This is a genomic window from Streptomyces sp. NPDC048411, assembly GCF_040704695.1.
Lineage (GTDB): Bacteria > Actinomycetota > Actinomycetes > Streptomycetales > Streptomycetaceae > Streptomyces.
This window is the reverse complement of sequence record NZ_JBEZKL010000098.1, coordinates 1-22,275: the sequence shown is the minus strand read 5'-3', so window position 1 is coordinate 22,275 and position 22,275 is coordinate 1. Positions and strand designations below refer to the sequence as shown.

28 protein-coding genes and 1 pseudogene are annotated in these 22,275 nt (G+C 68.4%); 18 read left to right on the top strand and 11 right to left on the bottom strand.

The window, feature by feature from the left end; translation table 11 throughout:
- Positions 1 to 63: 63 nt before the first annotated feature.
- From AB0915_RS27895 to AB0915_RS27875, 5 genes are all read left to right on the top strand, one after another.
- Positions 64 to 1,137, top strand: coding sequence for a DUF917 domain-containing protein (locus tag AB0915_RS27895; RefSeq protein ID WP_366693692.1), 1,074 nt, complete (start codon positions 64 to 66; stop codon positions 1,135 to 1,137).
- Positions 1,134 to 1,478 (top strand): hydantoinase/oxoprolinase N-terminal domain-containing protein, encoded by a 345-nt coding sequence (locus AB0915_RS27890; RefSeq protein ID WP_366693691.1) that lies wholly within the window; start codon positions 1,134 to 1,136, stop codon positions 1,476 to 1,478. Before AB0915_RS27895 ends, AB0915_RS27890 begins: the two co-directional genes overlap by 4 nt.
- 488 nt (positions 1,479 to 1,966) lie before the next feature.
- A complete protein-coding gene (locus tag AB0915_RS27885; RefSeq protein ID WP_366693690.1) occupies positions 1,967 to 2,260 on the top strand; it encodes an integrase core domain-containing protein in 294 nt (97 codons plus the stop codon).
- A 265-nt stretch (positions 2,261 to 2,525) separates the two neighbouring features.
- Positions 2,526 to 3,047, top strand: coding sequence for a hypothetical protein (locus AB0915_RS27880; protein ID WP_366693689.1), 522 nt, complete (start codon positions 2,526 to 2,528; stop codon positions 3,045 to 3,047).
- A gap of 332 nt (positions 3,048 to 3,379) precedes the next feature.
- On the top strand, positions 3,380 to 4,780 hold the full coding sequence (locus AB0915_RS27875) for an IS1380 family transposase (RefSeq protein ID WP_366693688.1): 1,401 nt from the start codon (positions 3,380 to 3,382) through the stop codon (positions 4,778 to 4,780).
- Between the two features lie 389 nt (positions 4,781 to 5,169).
- Here AB0915_RS27875 and AB0915_RS27870 read toward each other — a convergent pair whose 3' ends face one another.
- The 4 genes from AB0915_RS27870 to AB0915_RS27855 form a co-directional block, all read right to left on the bottom strand.
- The gene (locus AB0915_RS27870) at positions 5,170 to 5,385 is read right to left on the bottom strand and encodes a hypothetical protein (RefSeq protein ID WP_366693701.1); all 216 of its coding nucleotides are present in this window, start codon (positions 5,383 to 5,385) and stop codon (positions 5,170 to 5,172) included.
- 55 nt (positions 5,386 to 5,440) lie between these two features.
- Positions 5,441 to 5,701: a hypothetical protein gene (locus tag AB0915_RS27865; RefSeq protein ID WP_366693687.1), complete on the bottom strand. Its 261-nt coding sequence runs from the start codon at positions 5,699 to 5,701 to the stop codon at positions 5,441 to 5,443.
- 38 nt (positions 5,702 to 5,739) lie between these two features.
- Positions 5,740 to 6,012 carry a DUF6225 family protein gene (locus AB0915_RS27860; protein ID WP_366693686.1) on the bottom strand — a complete coding sequence of 91 codons (273 nt, stop codon included), beginning with the start codon at positions 6,010 to 6,012 and terminating at the stop codon, positions 5,740 to 5,742.
- A 170-nt stretch (positions 6,013 to 6,182) separates the two neighbouring features.
- Positions 6,183 to 6,515, bottom strand: a complete 333-nt coding sequence (locus AB0915_RS27855) for a hypothetical protein (RefSeq protein WP_366693685.1) — start codon at positions 6,513 to 6,515, stop codon at positions 6,183 to 6,185.
- A 203-nt stretch (positions 6,516 to 6,718) separates the two neighbouring features.
- Between AB0915_RS27855 and AB0915_RS27850 the strand changes: the two genes are divergently transcribed.
- A complete protein-coding gene (locus AB0915_RS27850) occupies positions 6,719 to 7,267 on the top strand; it encodes a hypothetical protein (protein WP_366693684.1) in 549 nt (182 codons plus the stop codon).
- 60 nt (positions 7,268 to 7,327) lie between these two features.
- On the opposite strand, the gene AB0915_RS27845 is transcribed toward AB0915_RS27850, so the two are convergent.
- Positions 7,328 to 8,494 carry an FAD-dependent monooxygenase gene (locus AB0915_RS27845; protein WP_366693683.1) on the bottom strand — a complete coding sequence of 389 codons (1,167 nt, stop codon included), beginning with the start codon at positions 8,492 to 8,494 and terminating at the stop codon, positions 7,328 to 7,330.
- 381 nt (positions 8,495 to 8,875) lie between these two features.
- On the opposite strand from AB0915_RS27845, the gene AB0915_RS27840 reads away from it, so the two are divergent.
- The 6 genes from AB0915_RS27840 (at position 8,876) to AB0915_RS27815 (ending at position 13,796) form a co-directional block, all read left to right on the top strand.
- The gene (locus AB0915_RS27840) at positions 8,876 to 9,643 is read left to right on the top strand and encodes a glucose 1-dehydrogenase (RefSeq protein WP_366693682.1); all 768 of its coding nucleotides are present in this window, start codon (positions 8,876 to 8,878) and stop codon (positions 9,641 to 9,643) included.
- A gap of 411 nt (positions 9,644 to 10,054) precedes the next feature.
- On the top strand, positions 10,055 to 11,263 hold the full coding sequence (locus AB0915_RS27835; protein WP_366693681.1) for a xanthine dehydrogenase family protein: 1,209 nt from the start codon (positions 10,055 to 10,057) through the stop codon (positions 11,261 to 11,263).
- A complete protein-coding gene (locus AB0915_RS27830; RefSeq protein ID WP_366693680.1) occupies positions 11,233 to 11,760 on the top strand; it encodes a transposase in 528 nt (175 codons plus the stop codon). The genes AB0915_RS27835 and AB0915_RS27830 overlap by 31 nt, the downstream gene beginning before the upstream one ends.
- A gap of 231 nt (positions 11,761 to 11,991) precedes the next feature.
- Positions 11,992 to 12,576, top strand: coding sequence for a TerD family protein (locus tag AB0915_RS27825; RefSeq protein WP_366693679.1), 585 nt, complete (start codon positions 11,992 to 11,994; stop codon positions 12,574 to 12,576).
- Positions 12,577 to 12,735: 159 nt separating this feature from the next.
- On the top strand, positions 12,736 to 13,266 hold the full coding sequence (locus AB0915_RS27820) for a hypothetical protein (RefSeq protein ID WP_366693678.1): 531 nt from the start codon (positions 12,736 to 12,738) through the stop codon (positions 13,264 to 13,266).
- Positions 13,176 to 13,796 carry a hypothetical protein gene (locus tag AB0915_RS27815; RefSeq protein WP_366693677.1) on the top strand — a complete coding sequence of 207 codons (621 nt, stop codon included), beginning with the start codon at positions 13,176 to 13,178 and terminating at the stop codon, positions 13,794 to 13,796. Before AB0915_RS27820 ends, AB0915_RS27815 begins: the two co-directional genes overlap by 91 nt.
- Positions 13,797 to 13,986: 190 nt before the next feature.
- On the opposite strand, the gene AB0915_RS27810 is transcribed toward AB0915_RS27815, so the two are convergent.
- Positions 13,987 to 14,184, bottom strand: a complete 198-nt coding sequence (locus AB0915_RS27810) for an antitoxin (protein ID WP_366693676.1) — start codon at positions 14,182 to 14,184, stop codon at positions 13,987 to 13,989.
- Positions 14,185 to 14,533: 349 nt separating this feature from the next.
- Here AB0915_RS27810 and AB0915_RS27805 point away from each other — a divergent pair, with 349 nt between their 5' ends.
- Positions 14,534 to 14,749: a hypothetical protein gene (locus AB0915_RS27805; protein WP_366693675.1), complete on the top strand. Its 216-nt coding sequence runs from the start codon at positions 14,534 to 14,536 to the stop codon at positions 14,747 to 14,749.
- A 158-nt stretch (positions 14,750 to 14,907) separates the two neighbouring features.
- Positions 14,908 to 15,174 carry a GlsB/YeaQ/YmgE family stress response membrane protein gene (locus AB0915_RS27800; protein ID WP_366693674.1) on the top strand — a complete coding sequence of 89 codons (267 nt, stop codon included), beginning with the start codon at positions 14,908 to 14,910 and terminating at the stop codon, positions 15,172 to 15,174.
- On the opposite strand, the gene AB0915_RS27795 is transcribed toward AB0915_RS27800, so the two are convergent.
- Positions 15,141 to 15,560 (bottom strand): BlaI/MecI/CopY family transcriptional regulator, encoded by a 420-nt coding sequence (locus AB0915_RS27795; protein WP_366693700.1) that lies wholly within the window; start codon positions 15,558 to 15,560, stop codon positions 15,141 to 15,143. The genes AB0915_RS27800 and AB0915_RS27795 overlap by 34 nt on opposite strands.
- 123 nt (positions 15,561 to 15,683) lie before the next feature.
- Positions 15,684 to 16,135 (bottom strand): annotated as a pseudogene (locus AB0915_RS27790) (lytic transglycosylase domain-containing protein); the annotation flags it as partial.
- Positions 16,136 to 16,373: 238 nt separating this feature from the next.
- On the opposite strand from AB0915_RS27790, the gene AB0915_RS27785 reads away from it, so the two are divergent.
- Positions 16,374 to 17,447 (top strand): ParB/Srx family N-terminal domain-containing protein, encoded by a 1,074-nt coding sequence (locus AB0915_RS27785; protein WP_366693673.1) that lies wholly within the window; start codon positions 16,374 to 16,376, stop codon positions 17,445 to 17,447.
- A gap of 158 nt (positions 17,448 to 17,605) precedes the next feature.
- Here the strand turns inward: AB0915_RS27785 and AB0915_RS27780 are convergent, their stop codons facing one another.
- Positions 17,606 to 18,193 carry a TerD family protein gene (locus AB0915_RS27780; protein WP_366693672.1) on the bottom strand — a complete coding sequence of 196 codons (588 nt, stop codon included), beginning with the start codon at positions 18,191 to 18,193 and terminating at the stop codon, positions 17,606 to 17,608.
- Positions 18,194 to 18,351: 158 nt separating this feature from the next.
- On the opposite strand from AB0915_RS27780, the gene AB0915_RS27775 reads away from it, so the two are divergent.
- The 3 genes from AB0915_RS27775 (at position 18,352) to AB0915_RS27765 (ending at position 20,237) form a co-directional block, all read left to right on the top strand.
- Positions 18,352 to 18,717, top strand: a complete 366-nt coding sequence (locus AB0915_RS27775; protein ID WP_366693671.1) for a sec-independent translocase — start codon at positions 18,352 to 18,354, stop codon at positions 18,715 to 18,717.
- Between the two features lie 179 nt (positions 18,718 to 18,896).
- Positions 18,897 to 19,370, top strand: coding sequence for a hypothetical protein (locus AB0915_RS27770; protein WP_366693670.1), 474 nt, complete (start codon positions 18,897 to 18,899; stop codon positions 19,368 to 19,370).
- 54 nt (positions 19,371 to 19,424) lie between these two features.
- Entirely contained in the window at positions 19,425 to 20,237 is an 813-nt protein-coding gene (locus AB0915_RS27765; protein WP_366693669.1) for a transposase family protein, read from the top strand.
- Here AB0915_RS27765 and AB0915_RS27760 read toward each other — a convergent pair.
- Positions 20,234 to 20,794, bottom strand: a complete 561-nt coding sequence (locus AB0915_RS27760; protein WP_366693668.1) for a GNAT family protein — start codon at positions 20,792 to 20,794, stop codon at positions 20,234 to 20,236. The two genes, AB0915_RS27765 and AB0915_RS27760, sit on opposite strands and share 4 nt — an antisense overlap.
- A 181-nt stretch (positions 20,795 to 20,975) precedes the next feature.
- The gene (locus AB0915_RS27755) at positions 20,976 to 21,701 is read right to left on the bottom strand and encodes an IS6 family transposase (RefSeq protein WP_366693667.1); all 726 of its coding nucleotides are present in this window, start codon (positions 21,699 to 21,701) and stop codon (positions 20,976 to 20,978) included.
- Positions 21,702 to 22,275: the final 574 nt, after the last annotated feature.

Genomic DNA, 22,275 nt, shown 5'->3' with positions numbered 1-22,275 from the left:
TCTGGAAAGACTTGTGTTGCTGCCACTGGCCAGTGTGTTCACGCGTGCGACACCCTCATCGGCATGCAAACCATAGATCGGATCACCCCCGAAGATCTGCCCGCGTTCGCCCGTGGCTGCGGAGTGCTGGGCACCGGCGGCGGCGGGAGCGTCGACAGCGGCCTGCCGGAGGTGGCCCACGCCCTGAGCAAGTACGGTGACGTGCTGGTGGTCCCGCTGTCCGGGATCCCGGACGATGGGCTCGTTCTGCCGCTGTCGGGGATCGGAGCGCCCACCGTCGCGCACGAGATGCCGATGAGCGGCGAGGAGCCGGTGCTGATCGCGGCCGAAGTCGAGCGGATCTTCGGCCGGCCGGTGTCGGCCGTGATGGCCAGCGAGATCGGCGGCGGCAACGGCGTCAGCGCGGTCGCCTGGGCGGCCCGGCTGGGCGTGCCACTGGTGGACGCGGATGGCATGGGCCGTGCCTTCCCCGAGGTTCAGATGGTCTCGCAGCACGTCGCGGGCCTTCCCGTCAACCTGATCGTGCTGGCCGACGTGCAGGGCAACCTCACCACGATCCGCCCGATCGACGGCCTGTGGTCCGAGCGCATCGCCCGGGCCGTCACCGTTGCCTGCGGCGGCTCGGCGCTGATGGCCGACTACGTGCTGACTGGCAGGCAGCTGCCCGGCGCGGTGGTCGAGGGCACGGTCAGCGCGGCCGTGCGGATCGGCCGGACCGTGGCGGACAGTGGTGAGCCGGTGAAGGCCCTTCAGGAGCTGCTGCAGGCCAAGAGCCTGATCACCGGGAAGGTCGTGGACGTGGAGCGCCACACCGGCGGCGGCTTCGTGCGCGGCAGCCTGATCGTGGACGGCACCGGCGCTGACCGCGGGCGGATGCTGCGCGTGGAGATCCAGAACGAAAACCTCGTCGCCTTCGAGGACGGCCATGTGCGCGCCTGTGTCCCCGACCTGATCACCGTGGTCGACGCGGAGACCGCCGACGCGATCTCGACCGAGTCCCTGCGCTACGGACAGCGCATCACGGTCCTGTCCTGGCCCTGCGACCCGCTGTGGCGCACCCCGCGCGGCCTGCAGATCGCCGGACCCCGGGCCTTCGGCTACGACCTCGACTACACCCCGGTGGAGGAGCTGCGATGACCACCACGACCACCATCCAGGCCCACGTCCCGATCCGCACCGGCCGGAGCCACCGCGATCTGCGGGTCGGCATCGATGTCGGCGGCACCAACACCGACGCTGTCGTGCTCACGGGCGACGGCAAGGTCGTCGCCCGCACCAAGCAGGCCACCAGCGCCGATGTCACCACAGGCCTGCGCAGCGCGCTGACCGCCAACAGGGCCTCTTGTTTCTCGCTGGCTTCAACAACCGCGAGCTACCAAGGGGCCCTTCCTTCATGCACGCACGGCGGCCAGCTCACCCGATCCAGGACCCTGTTCGATCAAGAACGACCGCACGATCGGAAAGACAACGGCTTGTAACTTGCCCCGATATGCAGAGCTTGATTGTCCAGCCTCCATAGTCCCCATTGACCAGTTGGCCTCTTCTGACCTCACCCTCGAGTCACATCGATCCTGGCTTCCGGACGCCTGGCTGGTCGAGCCGCGCACCGGTGGATACGTACATCGGCCCGCTTACGATCTTGCTTCTCTCGCTATCTTGGGGGAGCCCGGGGAGGACACCTCGGTTAGCCTCGATCGTTTATGAGGGACCGTCAGCTTGGTGACGGGCCCTTCGTGGTGTGGCTGGTAGTGGTTGTTGGGGTTCGGGTAGGCGGACGGCCCGGCTGTCGCGTCGGGTGGGCGCCGGGTTCCATGGTGCCGGTGGGGTTGTGCGGGCTTGTCGGGACGGGTGGACTTGCTGGTCAGCCGGGGTTCGGCAGGCTCTGGAGCCGGTCGAGGGCATCGGTGATCACGTTGGTCCAGGGCCAGGTGCGGGCGAGCTTGAGCCCGGGAAGTACACGAGCGAGGTGTACAACAGCCTGTGCGACCGGCTGGGCGTGGTGCAGTCCATGGGACGAGTTGGATCAGCCCTGGACAACGCCGCTGCCGAGTCCTTCAACTCGCTGATCAAGGTCGAGTACATCCACCGGCACCTCTTCGCCACCCGCACCGAGGCCCGGCTGAAGATCGCCACCTGGATCACGGACTTCTACAACCCGCGCCGCGGACACAGCGGGGCCGCCGGCCTGCCGCCCATCGAGTTCGAACGCACCATCAGCGAAGCACGTGAGAACCACCATCAGAAGAACCAAGCCGCATAAGGAAGGCCTCTACGTTTCCGGGGGATTGACAGGGTGCACGAACACCGTCGTGAAGTACGAAGTCGCTCCCTGATGTCAGTGGGTGGTGCGATCCTGCCCGCCAGACCACTTCGGGAGGCGGTGAGTCCGAAAGTGTTCGAAGGGCGTACCGAGATGAGATTCGGCTGTGGGGTCCCGCGAGACGCTTCGCTGGTGATGATGCACTTCGGTCACGACTTGGGGAAGTGGATGGGTCTGTCGTGTACCTGCGGTACACGCTGTGCCTATGGCGAGACGATCACAGGTCCGGACGGGTACGCCGGGCGGCTGCCTTCTCAATGGATGCCTGACCGTTCTGGGACTGCTGCTCGTGGCCGTCGTCGGCGTGTGGATCTGGCTGGAGACACAGCCGGCGCGTGATGAGGCCCAGGCGCGCAAGAACCTGCGGGAGAACGTCGAAGTGCTCCGCGACCGGCTGGGCGAGGCAGCGGCCGACGGCAGCCTTCCCGATACGGAGATCGTCCAGGTCTTTCCTCCCTCGAAGCCCGCCAAGGGCTTCGTCGGCGTGACGCGGCAAGGCGAGGCGGTCACCGTGGTCGCGGAAGTGCTCGGTCAGGGGCCGCCACGGGCCTTTATCTTCGCGTATGAGCGGTTTGTGACAGGCTGTTACGCCTTCGAGGTGCCGCCCCCGGCCCCCGGGGCCCCGCGGCCCTCCATCCGGGAACTACCGCAGGAGGCGTGTGCGGCGGGCGCGGCCACGCTCCCCGGACCCGATCGTCGGGATCAACAGTCACATGACTCGAAGTAGTCCCTCAGAGAGGGAGACCGGCTCATCTCCGCACAGAGTCTGTTCGAATCCAGGGATCACTCCAGTGCCCGGGTTTGGGAGGCACCCAGATCCACGGTCGGGTGATGTTCACGAGTTTCGTCAGCACCACGGTCCTTGCCAGGACAGCTTCGGGATGCTCTGTGGAGGGCACTGGACTCGACTGGCCGGAGCGGCGGCATAACCGCTAAGCCTCGATCCACCGATTTGAAGCCTGTGGACAACACTTCCGGGAACGAGGAGGTGCCTCGTGACCTGCGATGATGGGAGTTCTTCACGCTTCCACCAGGCACGATCAGCAAGGCACCTCGTAGATGCAAGTTTCGCACAAGCCCGCAGCCGTTTCTGCCGCGTTCGATGATCCGAATCTCATCGCGCAGGCCGGGCTGGTTCCGGTGATGCGGCTGGCCGAGCGGTGCGGTCTGCCGCGCCTGGTCGCCGAGAAGGTGAAGCTGACCGGCGCGAAGAACGGCGCGGGCGCGTCGGCGCACGCAAAGGTCACCAGCATCGTGGGGGGCATGGTCGCGGGTGCGGACAGTATCGATGACCTGGCAGTCCTGAGGCACGGTGCGATGCCGGTCGTGTTCGGCGGCATCCGTGCCCCGTCCACCCTGGGCACGTTCCTGCGCGCGTTCACCCACGGCCACGCTCTGCAACTCCACGCCGTGCACCGGAAGTTCCTCGGCGAACTGGCCGCGCATACCCCGCTGCTGCCCGGCTGTGGCGAGAAGGCGTTCATCGACGTCGACTCCACCCGTAAACGGGTCTACGGACGGGCCAAGCAGGGCGCCGAGTACGGCCGGTTCAAAGGCATCAGCACCCTGCACCCCCTCCTCGCCACGATCTGCACCCCCAACTCAAGGCCGGTGATCGCCACCGTGCGGATGCGACGAGGCAAAGCAGCCGACTCCCGAGGCGCCCCGAAACTCGTGGCCGAGGCCCTGGCCACCGCCACCGAGGCCGGCTGCACCGGCATGCGCATCCTGCGCGCGGACTCCCAGTTCTACAACGCCGGAGTCATCGCAGCCTGCCGCCGGGCCGGAGCCCACTTCTCGGTCACCTGCGGCATGAACCCCTCCATCAAACAAGCCGTCCACAGCATCCCCGACCATGCCTGGCAGCACATCACTTACCCGACCGCGGTACCCGACCCCGAGACCGGTGAACTCATCTCGGACGCCGAAGTCGCCGAGATACCCGACTACACCGCCTTCGCGAGCCGAAAGAAAGCGGAGCGGGTCACCGCGCGGCTGATCGTGCGCCGCGTCCGAGACCTGGCCAAACCCGCCGTCATGGGTGAACAGGGCGAGCTGTTTCCCGTCTGGCGCTACCACCCCTTCTTCACCGACCAGCCCGCCGCAACCCTGCAGGCCGAGCGGGAACACCGCCACCACGCGGTCATCGAGCAGGTCATCGCCGACAACAGCAAAGCCGGAGCCTTCGCACACCTGCCGTCCGGGCACTTCCACGCCAACGCCGCCTGGCTCACCCTGTGGGCGATGACCTACAACCTGCTGCGGGCCACCGGCGCACTGACCTCCGCCTTCCACGCCAAAGCCACCACCGCCACCCTCCGCACCCACCTCGTCCAGGTCCCGGCCCGGATCGCACGCTCCGCACGACGCATCACCCTGCACCTGCCACACAACTGGCCCTGGCAGCACGCCTGGACACACCTCTTCGGCACCGTCCACGACCCACCCGCACAGGCCTGATCCCCCTGACCACCCCGCCCGCCAGGGCCCGACCGGAACCGAACCCGTGGAAAAGCTGGGCAGACCAGCAGATACCACCTGCCCATCCACGACCACCGACCGAAACCAGCTCACAAAACGATCAAGAGATCATCTTCAGAGCGCGTCGGTGGATCAAGGCTAAGTAAGGTCGCGGCATGGGTGGGGAGAGTGAGGTGCAGGGCGCCCGAAAGAACGGTGTCCGCACGTGCCTGAGATGCGAGGAGCCGCTACCGGAAGGCGTGCGGCGCATTCCGCGGTTGTTCTGCTCGCGCAGGCATGCGGTGGAGGGAGTGCTTCTTGCACTGCTCTTCGTCGTGTTGGTCGTGCGGTCACTTCGGCACTGGGGAGTTTTTGACTGAGCGGGGCACCTACGGTTCGGGGTAGGCGCAGGGAACGCACATGCCGAGGGACGGCGGGATGACGTATCCGGCGTCGGTACGGCAGTGCGGGCAGGTGCGGCGGGCGGTGTTGGCCTTCGTTTCTTCAGCACGAACGCGCTGATGCTCTCTGGACTGGTTCTCCTGGGCGTGGGGCAGATGCGTGGTCGCGCCGTAGAAGCTGACCGGGCTCTGCGGGGTCGACATACTGCGGTAGCGGCCTCGGTCAGCTGTCTGGCCGGGGCCGATGTGCATGTGCGGGTCAGTTTCCGGTGCGCAGGTGTTCCTGCCGGGCCTGGACCAGGCCGCGCCATGCGGTCCGGACGTGCTCTTCGCTCTCGGTCCAGCGGATGGCCGACGGCCCCGGCAGGGGCAGGCCGGCCATGAAGTGAGCGATGTCCGTGAAGTACGCGAAGTTGCCGCTCGCGGTGAGCTCGCGTAGCCGGCCGATGGTCACAGCCACGTCCTGGTCTTCGCCACGGACGGCGTGGTGGAAGGCACCGGCGAGCTCCCTCCGACCCACGCGCGCAAGGTGACAGCTCAGGCAGAAACGTAGACGGTTCAGTCCAGACGGTCGTATGCGCCAGGTTCCCAGTCGGCGAACAGCGTCAGTGCCTCCGCCGTCTCGGTACGTTCCGGCGCCGTGGCGGTGGCCGGCCACCAGTTCTCCACGTGATGGGCGTCCACGAGGACAAAGTCCCGGTATCCGTCGAAGTCGCCGGGGTCGTCTGCCACGCCGATGTGGATGGGCGCGTCATCGGGCAGGTCTTTGAGTGCGTCGCGGAGCTGCGCGGCGTTCCAGATCTGCGGGGTGTGCTCGAAGACGTCAGTCATGGGCACAGAGTGCCGGACCGGGCCGCGTTGCCGGTGGAGACACGGCTGCGCCCTCTGAAGTGGTGCCGCCGACAATCAGAGCAGATATCTGCGGAAGCATCAGCCTTGTTCGCGCCACGTTGCCCCGGCCCAGGAAGAGATCTCACCGTTCTTCGACACCCCGGCGAAGATCAGCTTCTGCCGGTCGGAGGCCTCGATGGCTTCGCGGACCCGGTCGTCATGCCAGGCGTTGACAGTGCTGCGGTCGATGATCCGCTGTCCGGCCGCAGCGCCTGGACCAGCTCGGCGGCGGTCGGCCCCCACATGCTGTCGGCCGCGGTGGTGGTGACGACCAGCGGGATGCCCAACACGGTCGCCCCGCGTGCCAGCGCCACCACGTTCTGCTTCAGTTCGCCGAGCGGGATGTCCCGGACGCCGGACAGCAGGCCCACCTGGTGATCCACCAGCACCACGGCGACGTTCTCGCGGGTGATCGGCTCCAGAAACTTGCTGTGCTCGCTCATTTGCCGCTCCTTCAGAGGTTGAGCCACAGCTTTGGCAGTCAAGTTTAGTGGCCTTGAAGCCACGCCTCGGCCCCCGGAGCGCAAGCACTGGACTCGACGTAGCCGGTGGTGAGGTGACGATGTCCGAGCCGGTCGGGCGGGGGGACTGAAATCGCCGGATCACCGGTCGTACAGCACAGTGACGGTCGAGCGCGGAGCTGTCGATGAGCAAGGGGCTACCGGGGGCCGTTTGCAACAGCGCCCTGCACGGGACTGGAACCCGGAGCCGGTTCTTGGTCGCCGCGGTGCCGGTCGCGCTGAGCTCGGGTGAGAAACGCACGAAGCTCACCGGCACCGGGCCGGCCGTCGTACCGGAGGCGAAGGTCCATGACGCGGTCACGCGGGTGGTGGCTCCGGTCGCGTCCCTGTGGTTCACCGTGCTGGTCATGCGGTACGACGCCTGCGCGGAACGCTGCCGGGTGAGTCCGGTCGGGGCGTGGGTGCCGGTGAAAGTCTGGCCGAGCGCGTGGCCGACGGTGTCCGTCTTCCAGCAGGCGCCGAACGACTGCTTCACGGGCCCGGCTTCGGCCTCGGGTCCTATGTGGGCCACGCGCAGATTCGGCGCGGAGTTGCGCCCCCTGCCCGTAGCGTTGGTCACGGGGCAGGAAAGCCGTCCGGCGGGGCGCGGCTCGCCCACGGCCGGGTCTGCTTACCGTACGGGGACACGCCCCGAGGTCCGCACATTCCAGTCGCGCAGCTGCTCGCCCTCGTGATGCCGACGGCCGACGTGCGGCCTGCCTGTAACACGACCCCACAGCACCGGTACGGACGAGTCACGCAGAGACGAAGAATCGCGGGCTGTCGGCAGTCCCGAGTGATGACCGGTTGGCCAAATCGATCCCGGCCCGTGACAGGGCCACCAGGTGGAGGAGCCGCTCCCGTTCCCAGCTCGCGAGCCGCTCCGCCGGCAGGTCTCGGCCAGGTGACCATCCACCCAGTGCCGCCGCGAGCCCGGCCGCGTCGGCGAAGGCCTTGGAGGTTCCGGAGGCCGTGTGAGGACGGACCGTTCCGGCAGCGTCACCGATCAGAGCCACGTGGTCGGCGATCATCCGGTGAGGCGCCAGGTCGAAGACCGGCTGCATGAAGACGTCCGAGCACCGTACGAGCTGCGCGAACTGCGGTGGAAGCGATCCGTCCGCCGTGGCGGCGAGTTCTGCCGCGGTCTCCGGCAGCATCTCTCCAGGGGGCAGGAACGTCGTGTACGGCTTCCCGGACCGGCTCGAGAGCAGCCTCGGCAGATCGCGTTCGGGCACGTTCATGTACCACACCCAGTTGACGCGTCTGGAGCCCTCCGCCAGCTCGCCGTCGGGGCCCGGAACGAGGTAGCACAGCATCTGCAGGCCGTTTGAGCCGAAGAACGTGAACCGGCCTGCCAGCAGCTCCAACAGATCGCTGGGCAGGGCGGATTCCGGCTCCAAGCCTCGCCAGGCCACGTAGCCGGCGTACGAGGGGTGGGCGGCGGGATCGAGCAGCCCTCGCGTCGCCGAGCCGATTCCGTCGGCGCCCACCAGGAAGTGGCCCTGCGTCGTGTACCCGTCCGCGAACTCGGCCGTGATGTCGGAGCCCTCCGCCCGGACCCGTCTCAGGGCGCTGTCCAGGCGGTAGCAGACCTCGGTGAGGGGCTCCCGCAGCGCCCGGTAGAGGGTGTCCCACGCAGTCATCAGCTGGGGGGCCTCGTACCGGGTCGCCCTGCCGCGGAGGTGGAGCTGTTGGCGCTCCCGCAGCTCGACGCTCACTGCCCGCGCCGACATGCCCAGACTATCGAGCAGTGCCTCCACCTCGGGCTGCATGACGACCCCGGCGCCACGCGCCTCCATCCTGCCCGCAGAACGCTCGTACACGGCGACCTCGGCGCCCACGGCCCGCAGCTCGTGGGCTGCCGCGAGACCCCCGACGGACCCCCCGACGATTACAACCCTGACCGCCTCGCTCGGCTGCATCGGATGCCTTCCTGCCATCGGCCGCGGTGGCGCGGCCCCTCCTATGCTCGTGCTGTTGCGCGAGGCCCGCACCCGCGCTTGCCGTCTTTCCCCGGTCTGCGCCCACGACAGCTCCCGTCCGAAGCCGCGGTTCGCCCCCTCCTGGCCGCGTGCCCGCCTTCGGATCGTCTGTCCTGCGTTACCGTCCGTGGGGCGTACGGGCCATCAAGTGACCCCGTTCGATGGATGCTGCGGTTGCGTCCGATGCGGCTGTCGTATCGCTGGGACACCCTCCTTACGGGGAGGCGGGGACACGCTTCTGCCCGGAGAGGAAGCCGGTGCGGTGCGGGTTCCGAACCGCTCCCGTCGTTCACCCCTGTCGTGGCAGGAAGGACCCTCGACGTGTCTGACCCCGTAGTCCTCATCACGGGCGCGCTCACCGGCATCGGCCGCGCCACCGCCCTGGCCTACGCCCGTCAAGGCGCGAATCTTGTGGTCTCCGGCCGCCACGAGGACGTGGGTGAGCAGTTCGCCGGGGAGCTCTCCGACCTCGGCGCCCCGACCGAGTTCGTGCGCGCCGACGTCCGCTTCGACGCCGATGTGAAGGACCTGGTCGACCGCGCGGTCACGCGGTTCGGGCGGATCGATGTGGCTGTCAACAACGCCGGCACCGCGGGAACACCCGGCCCTGTCGCGGATGTGACCGACGAGGACTACCAGGCCACCTTCGATACCAATGTCAAGGGAACGCTGCTGTGCCTGAAGCACGAGTTCCGTGTCATGAGGGAACAGGGAAGTGGCAGCATCGTCAACGTCAGCTCCGTCTTCGGGCTGATGGGTTACCCCGAGGCGACCTTGTACGTCGGGAGCAAGCACGCCGTCGTCGGCTTCACCAAGGCGGCCGCACTCGAAGGCGCCGCCTACGGTATCCGGGTCAACGCCGTCGCGCCCGGGTTCACCCGGACCGCTCTGTACGAGCAGTTCACCGGCGACGACACGGCGCGTGACGCGGTCGATTCGGTGCTGCCCATGCACCGGGCGGGCACCCCGGAGGAGATCGCCGAGGCCCTCCAGTACCTGGGTTCCGACAAGGCGAGCTACCTCAGCGGCCATGTCCTGACCGTCGACGGTGGCCTCATGGCGGGTGGGCCCCTGTTGCCGAGCTCGTGAACCGCGAGGTCGCGCAGCAGCCGCTTGAGCTGGCCAATGCCCCATCGAGACACCGGAAACACGCGCACCACAACTTTAACGTGCCCGGCCACTACAGCTTCACCACCTCCACGCCCGCCGCCGGTGCGCTGCGGCCTTCTGCGGAACCCGGACGCGCCGCCGCGTCACCTGGGGGCGTGCGAGGGAGGCAGCTCGCACTGTGGACGAGCACGCGCTGGATCTCGCAGCAGCTGAATTCCACCGGCGTGCTGTTCCATCGGAATGGCGTCGAAATTTCGTCAGCTCCCGCAAAGACGCGAACGGGGTGTTGCCGTGGTGCAATGGACGAGGCGTGAGGACGAGCGGCTGCTTTCCGGGGAAGGCCGGTATGTTGCCGATATCCACGTTCCCGGATGTCTGGACGCGGCATTTGTGAGAAGCAAGGTGGCCCACGGCGTGCTGCGGGCCGTGGACTGCACGGCGGCCCGTGATGTGCCCGGGGTCGAGGGAGCCTGGTCGGCGGCGGATCTGCCGGACCTCCCGCCGGTTCCGTACACCGTGTTGGCCGGACTCTCCACGGAGGACGCCGTCGAGGGCCGGGAGTGGCCGACCCTTGTGAAGGACCGGGTGCGGTATCCGGGCGAGGCGCTGGCGGTCGTCCTCGGGGAGGACCGGTACCGGGCCGAGGACGGAGCCGCGGAGGTCACCGCCACGATCGATCCGCTGCCCGCCGTGGTGACACCGTCCGCGGCGCTGGACGACTCCGTCCGCCTGTTCGACGGGCTGAGCAACGTCGCCCTGCGCGGCAAGGCGGGGGAGCCCGTCGATCCTTCCGTCTGGCAGGACGCCGCTGCCGTGGTCGAGGCCACGTACCGTCAGCAACTGCTGATGCCCAGCCCCATGGAATGCCGCACGATCCTCGCCGTACCCGAAGGGGACCGGTTGACGGTGTGGTCGGGGCACCAGATGCCGCACCGGCTGCGCCGCGAACTGGCCGCGCTGCTCGGCTGGTCCACCGACCGGATCCGGGTCGTCGCCCCGGACACCGGAGGCGCCTTCGGGGCGAAGAGCGCCGCCTTCCCCGAGTTCGTGGTCGTCGCGTACCTCGCCGTGCGGCTCGGGCGGCCGGTCCGGTGGATCGAGGACCGCCTGGAGTCGATACTCGTCGCCACCCGGGGCAGGGGACAGGACCAGACCGTACGCCTCGCCGCCGACGTCGAAGGACGGCTCCTCGCCTACGAGTTGACGATCGACGCCGACATCGGCGCCTATCCGCACCTGGGCGCGGGACTGCCGATGCAGACGGCGTGGATGGCGACTGGTGCGTACACGACCCCACTCGTCCATGCGACCCTGCGGTCGGTGCTCACCAACACCATGGTGACCTACCCGTACCGTGGCGCCGGGCGTCCCGAGGCGGCGATCGCGATCGAGCGGACGATGGACCTGCTCGCCCGGCGGCTCGGGATCGACCCGATCGAGCTGCGGCGGCGAAACTTCATTCCGCCTGATGCCTTCCCGTACGAGACGCCGACCGGACGCCGCTACGACAGCGGGAACTACGCCGCCGCCCTGGACCTGGCCCTCGAGACGCTCGGCCACGAGAAGTGGTGTGCGGAGCAGGCCCGTCGACGCGACTGAGACTGATCGTCCGCCGGGTCAAGCCCTCCAGCCGCCACCTCGCGAACCTGACCGACTTCGAGAAGAAGACCGGTTTCAAGTACTCGGTCATCGCCACCAACAACCGCAAGATGACCCGGATCCCCGGTTCGCACCAGGCCCAGTGGCTGGACGCTCTGCACCGGCACCACGCGGTCGTCGAAGACCGGGTACGCACGAACAAAGCGATGGGCCTGCACAACCTGCCCTCGAAATCCTTCACCACGAACCAGGGCTGGATGCTCGCCGCGAACCTCGCCGCCGACCTCGACGCCTGGCTCCGCCTCCTGGCACTGCACGACCAGGACGAGCTCGCCGCCGCCGAACCCGACACCATGTGGTTCCGGATCTACCACCTGCCCGCCGGCCTCGCCGCCCACGCCCGCCGCAAGCACCTCCGCCTCGCCCCCGACTGGCCCTGGGTAGCCGCCTTCGTTCTGGCCTGGCAGCGCATGACCGGCCTGACCGTCGTCACCTGACGACCAGGCCCCGCCCTGACGAAGACGAGGAAGGAGAGCCCCGCACCACCCCGTGACCGTGGAACCCGGCGCAGCCGCAGCGAAACGCGACGGCCCACCCCGAACAGCACGGGGACAATACGGGCGAACCGTTGAGCCGATCAGCGAGCAACCCCCGCTGACGAATCGAGGCCAAGGCGCCAGGCATACTCTGCGTTTTGTAGTGCCCTTGCCGAAAAGGATGATCCACGCATGATCACGCTCACCAAGGAAGACGGTCCGGCAGACCTGGACGGAGTGACCCACATGTCCATCGGCGCGTCCTGGGATCCCACCGCCGGCAGCAGCGGCGGGATGCTGGGCAAGCTGCGCCGCAAGACCGGCACCGACCTCGACCTGATCGCCATCGCCATGCAGGGCGGGGACCCGGTGCGGCTCGCGGGTCTCGACTCCCTCGACCCCATGGGCAACGGCTCCCTGGTGCACAGCGGCGACAACCAGACTGGGCACGGGGACGGCGACGACGAGACGGTGACCGTCGAGTTCGCCCGGATCCCGCCCAACATCACGTCGATCGTGTTCGTCGCCGCCGCGTACAAGAAGGGCAGTTCCTTCCAGAAGGCGCGCAACATCAGCTTCAAGGTCTACGACGCGACCGGGGGAAGCTCTCAGCAGGTCGCCGACATCTGGCCCAGCCTGCTCACCCAGGACAACGGCTGCGCCGTGGCCAAGGCTATGCGGGTCGGCGACACGTGGAAACTCGAAGTGATCAACGCGACGGGGAAGATCAAGCAGGGAGACGAGCATGCCCTGATGCGCTTCGCTGTCAGCAAGTAGTACGTACCCGGTCCCGGCACCCGAGTGGCGCCTGGGTCCCGGGACATGGCCTCGCCACTGGCTACCGGCGATGCGCAACACCGCCACCCCAGCGACGGGTCGAGGCCGGGGTGTGTGAGGGTGGGCTCTGCTGAGTCGGCCGCGTAGGTGGGGGGTGTTGTGAGCCAGGTGCTCTATGGCGAGCGGTCGTGGAATCCGCTGGCGCGGACGGTGGAGCTGACCGAGGACCGGCTGCGTAGGGGCGGCGGAACCACGCCGTTGAGCGAGCTGAACCTCGGAGCCATGGCTGAGGCGTTCCAGCGTGGGTGCTGGCTCGGGGGCGGTGGAACGGAACGCTCGATCGAGCGGCTGGTGGAGGGGCCCGGGGTCGTCCCGGTGACCCGCGTCACCGGCACCGCCACGCCGGTGAGGGTGCGGCAGGCCGCCGAGTTCGCCCGCAAGCTAGGGGAGTTGGCGGTACGGCAGTGCGGTGGGCCGGACCAGGTGGCCGCCCTGGCGGCCCAGGCCCGGGCTGAGGCCGTATCGCTGTGGATCGCGCGGCGGTCGCGCCGGGGCCCGCCGGGCCGGTTGCCGTCGCCGTGGACCGGCGCCTGGTGCGCGTGGACGCATGGGGGCCGCACGCTCCCGTCGTACGGATCCGAGCGCTCCACGGCTTCTACCGCGACGCCCCCGAACCGTCCAGGGGCCTGAGCCTGACCGTCGGCGGCGTTACGGCGGAGCTCAGCCTCAGGAAGAAGCTGCGTAAGTCCAAGAGTTCCGTGGAAGTGCGACTGCCCGGGCAGCACTGGGTGCTGCGGCGGGAGAACGCGGTGAGTTCGTGGCTGCTGCGCGACGAACGGCGTGTCGCCCTGCTGACGCGTCCCCCGCGTAGGCCGGTGCCCGAGCCAGGCACGGTGCTGCTGCCGCTGGCCCCGGTGCGGCACGAGAGCCCCGACCCGCTGGATGCCGTCATGGCGCATGTCTTCGCCGTCGCCTTGGGGCTCGGGGACACGACGGGGTTGGCGCGGTTCCGGTCGGAGCGTCGCCCGGTGAACGGGAGTGAGCCGATCGCCGCCGATGAAGGGTGGGACCGTCCCTGGTTCAGCAACCTCGGGAGAAGCAGCGACGACAACGAGCCGGGCGGTGGCGACGGCTGGGGCGCGGACGGCGGCGACAGCGGGGACGCCGGTGGGGGCGATGGCGGGGGTGACGGAGGGGGCGGTGACGGTGGTGGCGACTAGCCAGCGGTCCCCGCCGAGGACGTGATGTTCTCGGCGGCGGTCCGTCCCGCCACCCTGGCGCCTGTCCTGCCCCGACCTGACCCCGGCGAGGCGGCACTTGTCGAGTCACCGTGCTCGTCGTCCAGAGCTGTGGGTCCGAGTGCCCGACCGTGGTGCGGCACCCGGACCGGTTGTCAGCCCGAAGGGCGGCTCAGTCCTTCTTGTCGCCCAGCTTCTCGACGAAGTCCTGGGCCTTGTCGACAGCAGTGTCGATCTTGTCACTGTGCTTGCTTTCAGTCTTGTCGTCGATGAAGTCACCAACTTTCTCCAGGCCCTGGCCGATGGCCTCACCATGGGCTTCGGCGATCCCCTCGGCCTTCTCCTTGAGGTTCTTCAGGCTCTCGAACATGCGCGGGCACTTCTCCCTATGACACGGACTCGACGCGGAGCGCCAGGAACGGAGCACAGCGGGTGGAAGAGCGTGTACCGACCGTCTGGCGCACGGACATGATTCCACGGGAGAGCCGCGGGCGAGCGGGCCCGGTACGGGGCATCCGCCGTTTTGCGCCCCACGGAAACGTACGGACCCTCGACGGATGCGAGAAGGTCTGAACGGCACACGCTCAAGTTCTTTGAAATGCACGGATGTTGCACGAACAGTCCCCACTGAACCGAACGGATACGCTATTGGCTTATGACTGTCGGGTGAGGGGAAGCAGTGGGTCATGGGGCGTCAGGCTTGGTGGTGGAAGCGGGGCTTGACGGCTGTCGCATTGCTCGCGGTGGTCGGCTGCTCGGCCACCGACGACGGTGCGGGACCCGGGACGGCAGACGACAACCCGTCCGCCTCGGCCGACGTCCCCGGCGACGCGAAGGCCGACAGCGACGGGACGCCCCCGCCCGACGGTACGGCGGCGCTCCATGCCGCCGTACTCGATCGTATTCGTCAAGGACGAGGTGCCGAAGCGCCCTGAAGCCCGCCCCGGTCTTCGGTCCTTCCGGCAACCGGGACCGTTCGCCGTGCGTCTTCGATGCTGTCTGTGAAGTTGCGCAACCGCGCAATGCGCGAGCGGAACATCGAACCGGAGCCTGACCGCTCCAGGCACGGCAACTACGCAGGGAGACAGTCGACATGGGCATCATCAGCTGGATAGTCCTCGGGCTCCTGGCCGGAGCCATCGCCAAGATTCTGCTGCCGGGACGGGATCCGGGCGGCCTGATCGGCACCACCCTCATCGGAATCGCGGGCGCGTTCGTGGGCGGCTGGATCTCAGCCAGGTTCCTGGACCGGCCGGTGGCGAACGAGTTCTTCGACCTGCCCACGTGGGGCGCGGCGATCGGAGGCTCCTTCGTTCTGCTCATCGCCTACAGGCTGCTGTTTGGCAACTCCCGCGACTGAGGGGGACGACATCCCGGGTATCGGGGGAGCTTCGGATCCGCCCTGCCGGTTTCCACGGCGAGCAGGATCCGACGCAGCAGCTGCTCGTCCTGCGCGGGCAGACTGGCCACGAATTTCATAAGGACCGCTCTGCGGTCGGTCTGACGGTCCAGTACTCGCAGCATCCGGTGGACTGCGAGTCCGGCCTCGCCCATGACCGCCGCCCAGTGGATCGTCCGGCCCAGCTGGTCACGGGTCACGGCACGCTTGGCGTACAGGCGGGTCAAGGTTGTCATCACGGTGGTGCAGGCGGGCGGACCGTCCAGGCGCTGGCGTGTGTCAAGGCGGCCGTCACCGGGCCGGGCGCCGAGATCGGTTCCGACGCGCGCACCGGCGGCAACAGCGATCTGGGCGGCGGCGACAAGAGCGACGTCGGGCGGTCCGACACCGCGCTGCTGCTGCGCCGACCTCCTGCGCCGGCTGTTGGAACTGGAGCCCGGCGCATCCGGCAGGCCTCCCACCGGCGCGGTTCAGCGGGCGACGGCCTGGCCTGCCTTGCCTGCCTTGCCCCAGTTGTCCCGCAAGCGGTCGAAGTAGGCCTGAGCCTGGGCGCCGGGCTTCGCGCCACGGGCGAAGGCGCGCATGTTACCCCCACCGGTGTTGTAGCCCAGTGCCAGCAACTCGTTCTTCGTGTACCCGGCGGGCCACCGTGCGGGCAACTGGGCGGCGAGGCCGTGCAGATGCCAGGCGGCGGCCCGGACGGCGAGGTCACGGTCGTCGGGCAGCTCCTCCCAGCGCTGGTCGGCGAAGGGCCGTCCCGTCTGATGTCGCCGAAGGCGGCCCGGTGCATGTTGGCGATACCGAAGGACGCATCGGGCTTGTAGCGCTGCCAGGCACGCTCCAGATCGGGGTCGTGGGGTTTGTACGACTCGTTGTAGAGGATCGCCGTCAGCAACTGCGCGCTGACGTCCGCCTCGGTGGCATCCGTACGGACCGGCTGACGACTGGTCCGGACGACGCAATGTCGAGTTGGAGCCCCGGGGGCGAGACCGAGGGGCGCTACGGGGAGGAGCAGCGCGTATGGGGAACGGGCGAGCCCCGCGGCGTCGCACTCCTTTCAGCCGTGGTTCGAGCTGCGTCCGCTTACACGTCGTGTTCGCGTCAGCTTTGCCCTCCAGCCTCGAGTTGCTTGACCCACCAAACCTCAGGGGAGCCTGCCCGTGCGAAACCGAAGATCCTCCCTTCGCAGCCGCCTGACTCTCGTCCTCTCACTACCCCTGGTCGTCACCGGCACCGCCGGGGGCACCGCGACGGCAGCCCCCGGCACCCCCGGCGAGCGACCGCCGTTCTGCGGGCACGACCAGCGCAAGACCCCGAATTCGACGTATCTCTGCGCCGAGGCCGGCGATCTGGTCGACGTGCGCATCGGTGACGTGCACGCGACCCAGCCGTCGCTCGGGTACGACGAGGTCTATTACAAGCTCGGCCGGTACACGCTCGGTAAGGACGCGATCAACAAGCGGTTCGACGACTGGTGCGAGGCCAACGGCCAGCTGGAGGCGGCCTCGGCAGGTCCTGACGCCCGCCTCGACGACCCCGCTTCGTTCAGCTGCGCCCTGCCCACGGGTAAGGAGACGACCGACAGCGTCGCCGCGATGAAGACCGTGGTGATCGGCCCCGGTGGAAGTCTCTATCTCACCGACGGCCATCACACGCTCACGTCGTTCTACGAGACTCCGGACGGCGGCCCTGACCTGCACGTGCGTCTGCGCGTACTCGGAAACCTGTCCATGCTGACCCGGCAGGACTTCTGGAAGCAGATGGTGGCTCACAAGTGGGTCTGGCTGCGCGACCCGGCGGGGAATGCCACGCCCGTGAACAAGCTGCCCTCGGGTGTCGGCCTCGCCAACTTCCAGAATGACGACTACCGAGGCCTGCTCTACTTCGCCCGGGACATCGGCTACTCACCTGGGTCGGTCCCGTTCCAGGAGTTCTACTGGGGCGCCTGGGTACGCGACAGCAACCCGGTTGACCTTCCCGGCTGGGACCGGAACGACTTGGCCAGCTACCTCGACGCCGTCAAGAAGGTCTCCCAGGCGCAGGCGGCCCTGCCCGCCGACGCCATCGTCAACAGCGGCTTCACCGCCGCCGACCTGGGCGGCCTCGCCGCCTGGAACGACGGCAAGGCCGCCGACAAGGGCGAGTTCGCCAAGCTTTCCAAGCCGTATGCGGACTCCAAGCCGGGCAAGCTCGCCTACGCCCTGGAGTACAAGGCGGTGCACGGCCTCGGCTGAGCCGACAGCCGTCTCGGCCGGCCGGTGATCACCAGGCCGGCCGAGGCAGCCGTACCGGGAACGCGGGTGCCCCGGGTGTCGCGGCGGCCGGTGGTCCACAGCCCGCCCTCATTCGCGGGGAGAGCGGGCACCGTCGAGCAGGGGTGAGGGGCCGCCCGTCAGACGCTGACGCCGAAGTCCAGCGCGATGCCGCGCAGCCCAGAGGCATATCCCTGGCCGACGGCACGGAACTTCCACTCCGCACCATGGCGGTAGAGCTCCCCGAAGACCATCGCCGTCTCGGTCGAGGCGTCCTCGGACAGGTCGTAGCGGGCGATCTCCTGGTTGTTCGCCTGATTGACGACGCGGATGTAGGCGTTGCGGACCTGGCCGAAGCTCTGCCCCCGGGCCTCGGCATCGTGAATGGAGACCGGGAAGACCACCTTGGCGACGTGGGCGGGCACCGCGGCGAGGCTCACTTTGACGATCTCGTCATCGCCCTCCCCCTCGCCGGTGAGGTTGTCTCCAGTGTGCTCGACCGAACCGTCCGGGCTCTTGAGGTTGTTGTAGAAGACGAAGTGCTGGTCGGAGATGACCTTGCCCGACGCGTCACACAGGAGCGCGGACGCGTCCAGATCGTGGTCCGTGCCGGTGGTGGTGCGTACGTCCCAGCCCAGACCCACCAGGACAGCGGTCAGCCCCGGCGCCTCCTTGCTCAACGACACGTTGCCACCCTTGGTCAGGGAACTCCCACTTTCTTCCTCCACTGCTGGGTTCGCGCGCGTACTTGCCTCTTTATCCCGTTCCAACGCCGAGGCCACCGCCACGGTTCCCATACTTGCGCAACATCTAAAGTGTGGGGTGGTCGTCTGGACACCCCGGGAGTCGGCGCAGCGGCCTTGTGACGACGAAGGTGAGGGAGCCCGTGTTCAGTGACGTGGGCCTGTTGGAACTGGTCACCCTGGCGGTCATCGCCATCTTGCTCTTCGGACCCGACAAACTGCCCGAGGTGATCCAGAACGTGGCCGGGTTCCTGCGCAAGGTACGGGACTTCTCCGAGAATGCCAAACAGGAGATCCGCTCCGAGCTGGGATCGGAGTTCAAAGACTTCGAGTTCGAGGACCTGCACCCGAAGGCGTTCGTACGCAAGCACATCCTGGACGACGACGGCCTCGGACTCGCGGCGATCCGCAGTGTCCTCGATCCGCGCAGCGAGCTGACGCAGATCGCCGGCACGCTGCGTGAAGCAGCCGACGTCCCGGCCGGAGACACTGAGGTCCTTTCATCTTGAAGTTGCTGGTCACGGGGCTGGTATGGGTGGGATTCGGGTTGCTCGTGCTGGTCGGGTGCGTGATCGGTAGCAGGTGATCGTCTGCCGTGGGGCTGCTTTGCCGGAAACGTGCGCCGTGTTGGTCCGTGGCGCCTATGGTCCGTGGGAAACGGGGAGTTCACGGGCGTGAGGGGCGGCTTGTGGCCGAGATACTGACGTGGGTGATGCAGCGGCGGATGGTGCTGGCCGAGCGGTTGCGCAAGGAGTTGGCGGAGATCGACGCCGAGGTGGCCCGGCTGGAGGCAGCGGAGGTGGTGATCGGCCAGTTCATCGAGGCCGAACGCGCGGGTGAGGCGGACGATCCGGCCATGGACGCGGAGCTGGCGCAGGTGACCAGCACGCCGGGAGCGGGCGGGATGCTGTTGGTGCCGCAGCGCGAGCCGGACATGGACCAGGGTCTGCTGCCCGAGGACTACCAGGCGCTCGTGCAGGTGGTGGCCCGGGCGGCCGAGCCGGTCAAGGCTGGTGAGGTCAGCGTCGCCTTGGGTAAGGGAACCCTGCCGGGCCAGGTGGAGGCGGTGCGCGCGAAGCTGAAGCGGCTGGCGGAGCGGGGCTGGCTGCACCGCACCCCGGCGGGCCGGTATGCGCTGCTGACCGGGCCAGGCCATGGGTGAACCTGGCTTGATCAGCGCGTAACGGGCAGGACCCCGACGGCAGTTGGGGCGTTCATGTCGAAGAACTCCCACCCCGTCGAGGGCCCGGATGGGCTTGTCTACCAGTGCCGCCTACCGCTGTCGAGTGCCGCCCTGGGCCTGGTCTCCGGCCTCATCCGCGCCCACTTGAAGAAGATCCGTTCCCGCTGGCGCAAGCTCCCGCCCGGCCGGATCGCGTTGATCGTCCTCGCGGTCCTCCGCCACGACCAGCGGCTTTGTGACATGGCGGGCGGCAACGGCGTCTCCGCGTCCACCGTGCGCCGCTGGCTGCTGGAAGTGATCGGGCTGCTGTCGGCCCGGGCCCCGCGCCTGGACCGCGCGCTGAAGAAGATCGCCCGCAAGGGTGGCGTCGTCGTGCTGCTCGACGGCACCCTCGTGCGCACCCGCCGACGCACCGGGGATGAGAACCGGCCGAACTATTCGGGCAAGCACAAGGCCCATGGCCTGCTGTTCCTCGCTCTGACCGACGAGCGCGGCAACCTTGTGTGGATCTCGGCCGGGAAGCCGGGGCGTTGCAGCGAGATCACCACCGCCCGTCACAACAAGATCACCAGTCACCTGCGGGAGGCCGGCCTGGGTGCCCTGGCTGATCTCGGCTTCGTCGGCCTGGACGACGACCCCGACGACCCGGTCATCGTCACCGGCCGGCGGGCGACACACTCAATGAGAATGTTGCCGCTCCAGGCGGACCCTACGAGCTACTGGATGCTCCAGCGGTGCGGATGGTCGGGATCGGTGGGGCAAGCCAAGACGTTGGGCTCGCCGGAGCGGCCCACGGTGACCTCGGTGGGGGTTGCGGACCGAAAGGCGGGCAGGTCTCGGTCCTAGCGGCCGGCCGTCGGGTGCCACTCGCGGCGGAGGAGGCCGAAGACCCAGGAGTCGGAGACGTCGCCGTTGACGACGCAGTCCTCGCGGAGGGTGCCTTCGCGGACGAAGCCGAGCTTCTCTAGGACCCGGGCGGACGCCACGTTGCGGGTGTCGGTCTCGGCCTGGACGCGGTTCAGGTCCAGGGTGTCGAACGCCCACCGCAGGACGGCGTGCGCGGTCTCCGTGGCATAGCCGTGGCCCCACGCGGCGGCGTCGAAGACGTAGCCGAGGGACGCGCTGCGGAAGTCCGGGTTCCAGCTGGTCAGGCCGCACCAGCCGATGAACGCGCCGTCGGAGACGCGGTCGACGGCCACCCGCGCTCCCGTGCCTTCCTCCTCGATCGTCCGGCAGGTCGCGATGAAGCGCTGGCCGCGGGCCGGTTCGGTCCACGGCGGGGAGTCCCAGTAACGCAGCACGTGGGCGCTGCTGTGCAGCGCGTAGAGCGGCGCCGCGTCGGCGTCGGTGAACGGCCGCAGTCGCAGGCGGGCGGTGTGCAGCTCGGGGGTGGGCAATGTCATGCGGAGCATCCTGCCGCGTCACGCTCGCCCCCGACCATCCGTCTATCCGGACGGTCGGGGCGCGTACGTCCCCGGTGACGCCGGACGCGCCGCATGGGCGGTGAGGGCGTTGTCACGTTGTTGGGTGTGTGGGTGTCTGACGGTGTGTCGAGGCGTGGTGGGGCCTGGTTCCGGCCTGTGCTCAGACCGCGGTCGTCAGGCCGGTGTTCTCGGTGACGTGGTCCCAGAGGGTGAAGCGGATGGTCATGTCGAAGCGGTGTTCGGCGGCGGTGCGGAGATGTCGCCGAGTGCGGAAGTGGGGTGAGATGCCGCTGAACGCGGACAGGAACCGCTGGGCACCACCGACGCTGCGGAAGCCTTTCATCGCGCGTTCGCGTTGCCTGGTGGGCTGATGGCTGTTCTCGGCCCGGTTGTTCAGGCTCTTGTGGGATCGGTGCTCGACGGAGGGCATGACGTCGCGGTGGGCGGCGCTGTAGGAGCGGAGCTTGTCGGTGATGATCAGCCTCGGCACCGTCCGGGTCTTCGTCAGCAGCGTGCGGAAGAAACGCCTGGCCGCAGCGGTGTCCCGTCGGTTCTGCACGAGGATGTCCAGCACGTTGCCGTCCTGGTCGACAGCCCGCCACAGATACTTCAGCTTCCCGTTGATCTTGATGAAGACCTCGTCCAGATGCCACTTGTCGCCGGGCTGGGGCCGGCGGCGGCGCAGTCCGTTGGCGTACTGCTGACCGAACTTCAGGCACCAGCGGCGGACCGTCTCGTACGAGACGATCACGCCATGCTCCAGCATAAGCTCCTCGACCTCACGGAAACTGAGTGGGAACCGGAAGTACAGCCACACGCAGTGCGAGATCACCTCGACCGGGTACCGGTGGCCTTTGTACGGCGGCGGCCCGTCCCCCACGAACAACCCCCTCCACCATGATCAAACCGAAGATCACCTCACCCCGTCAGCCAACGTGACAGCGCCCTGCGACATCATCGGCGCCTTGTTCTACCTCGTCGGCATGACCGTGATCATGTATGCCCCACGGGGCACTGACCCAGCGGACGCGGGAGTATTCCGCAACTTGAGCGGTGGTCAGGATGATGCGCGAGCCAGTGCGGTACGCGGGCTGCCCGTGCCGGTCGGGGCACCGGCCGGTGTGACTGCCGCGTCCGCGTTCGCCCTCACACTCGCACCGCCAACTGGCGCGTTCCTCGATGCTCTTGGAGATCTCTGGCGCAGTTGCCAAGGTGCTCTCGTACTCCGCACCGACAGCTGCGACGACCGCAGCCCGGGTGGGCGGGCGTGGCGGTGCGGCTACCGTCGGCGTGGCGCCGACGCCGCCGAGGGAAGCGCGCGAGGGTGCTCTGGGCGTGTGCCTTCGGTCGCAGTGCGGGTCGACGGGGGTACCTCGCCCTTGCTGCCGGCCCCCGCGGGAGTCGACCGGTGCCAGGGGGCCGGCCGACGGACGTGGTCCGTCGGCCGGCCAGGGTCAGAG

Excerpts from the sequence above, each read along its gene's own strand:
- AB0915_RS27895 (WP_366693692.1), top strand. The coding sequence starts at position 64 with ATGCAAACCATAGATCGGATCACCCCCGAAGATCTGCCCGCGTTCGCC.
- AB0915_RS27890 (WP_366693691.1), top strand. The coding sequence starts at position 1,134 with ATGACCACCACGACCACCATCCAGGCCCACGTCCCGATCCGCACCGGC.
- AB0915_RS27880 (WP_366693689.1), top strand. The coding sequence starts at position 2,526 with ATGGCGAGACGATCACAGGTCCGGACGGGTACGCCGGGCGGCTGCCTT.
- AB0915_RS27875 (WP_366693688.1), top strand. The coding sequence starts at position 3,380 with ATGCAAGTTTCGCACAAGCCCGCAGCCGTTTCTGCCGCGTTCGATGAT.
- AB0915_RS27870 (WP_366693701.1), bottom strand. The coding sequence starts at position 5,385 with ATGTCGACCCCGCAGAGCCCGGTCAGCTTCTACGGCGCGACCACGCAT.
- AB0915_RS27860 (WP_366693686.1), bottom strand. The coding sequence starts at position 6,012 with ATGACTGACGTCTTCGAGCACACCCCGCAGATCTGGAACGCCGCGCAG.
- AB0915_RS27855 (WP_366693685.1), bottom strand. The coding sequence starts at position 6,515 with ATGAGCGAGCACAGCAAGTTTCTGGAGCCGATCACCCGCGAGAACGTC.
- AB0915_RS27850 (WP_366693684.1), top strand. The coding sequence starts at position 6,719 with ATGAGCAAGGGGCTACCGGGGGCCGTTTGCAACAGCGCCCTGCACGGG.
- AB0915_RS27845 (WP_366693683.1), bottom strand. The coding sequence starts at position 8,494 with ATGCAGCCGAGCGAGGCGGTCAGGGTTGTAATCGTCGGGGGGTCCGTC.
- AB0915_RS27825 (WP_366693679.1), top strand. The coding sequence starts at position 11,992 with ATGATCACGCTCACCAAGGAAGACGGTCCGGCAGACCTGGACGGAGTG.
- AB0915_RS27810 (WP_366693676.1), bottom strand. The coding sequence starts at position 14,184 with ATGTTCGAGAGCCTGAAGAACCTCAAGGAGAAGGCCGAGGGGATCGCC.
- AB0915_RS27800 (WP_366693674.1), top strand. The coding sequence starts at position 14,908 with ATGGGCATCATCAGCTGGATAGTCCTCGGGCTCCTGGCCGGAGCCATC.
- AB0915_RS27765 (WP_366693669.1), top strand. The coding sequence starts at position 19,425 with ATGTCGAAGAACTCCCACCCCGTCGAGGGCCCGGATGGGCTTGTCTAC.
- AB0915_RS27760 (WP_366693668.1), bottom strand. The coding sequence starts at position 20,794 with ATGACATTGCCCACCCCCGAGCTGCACACCGCCCGCCTGCGACTGCGG.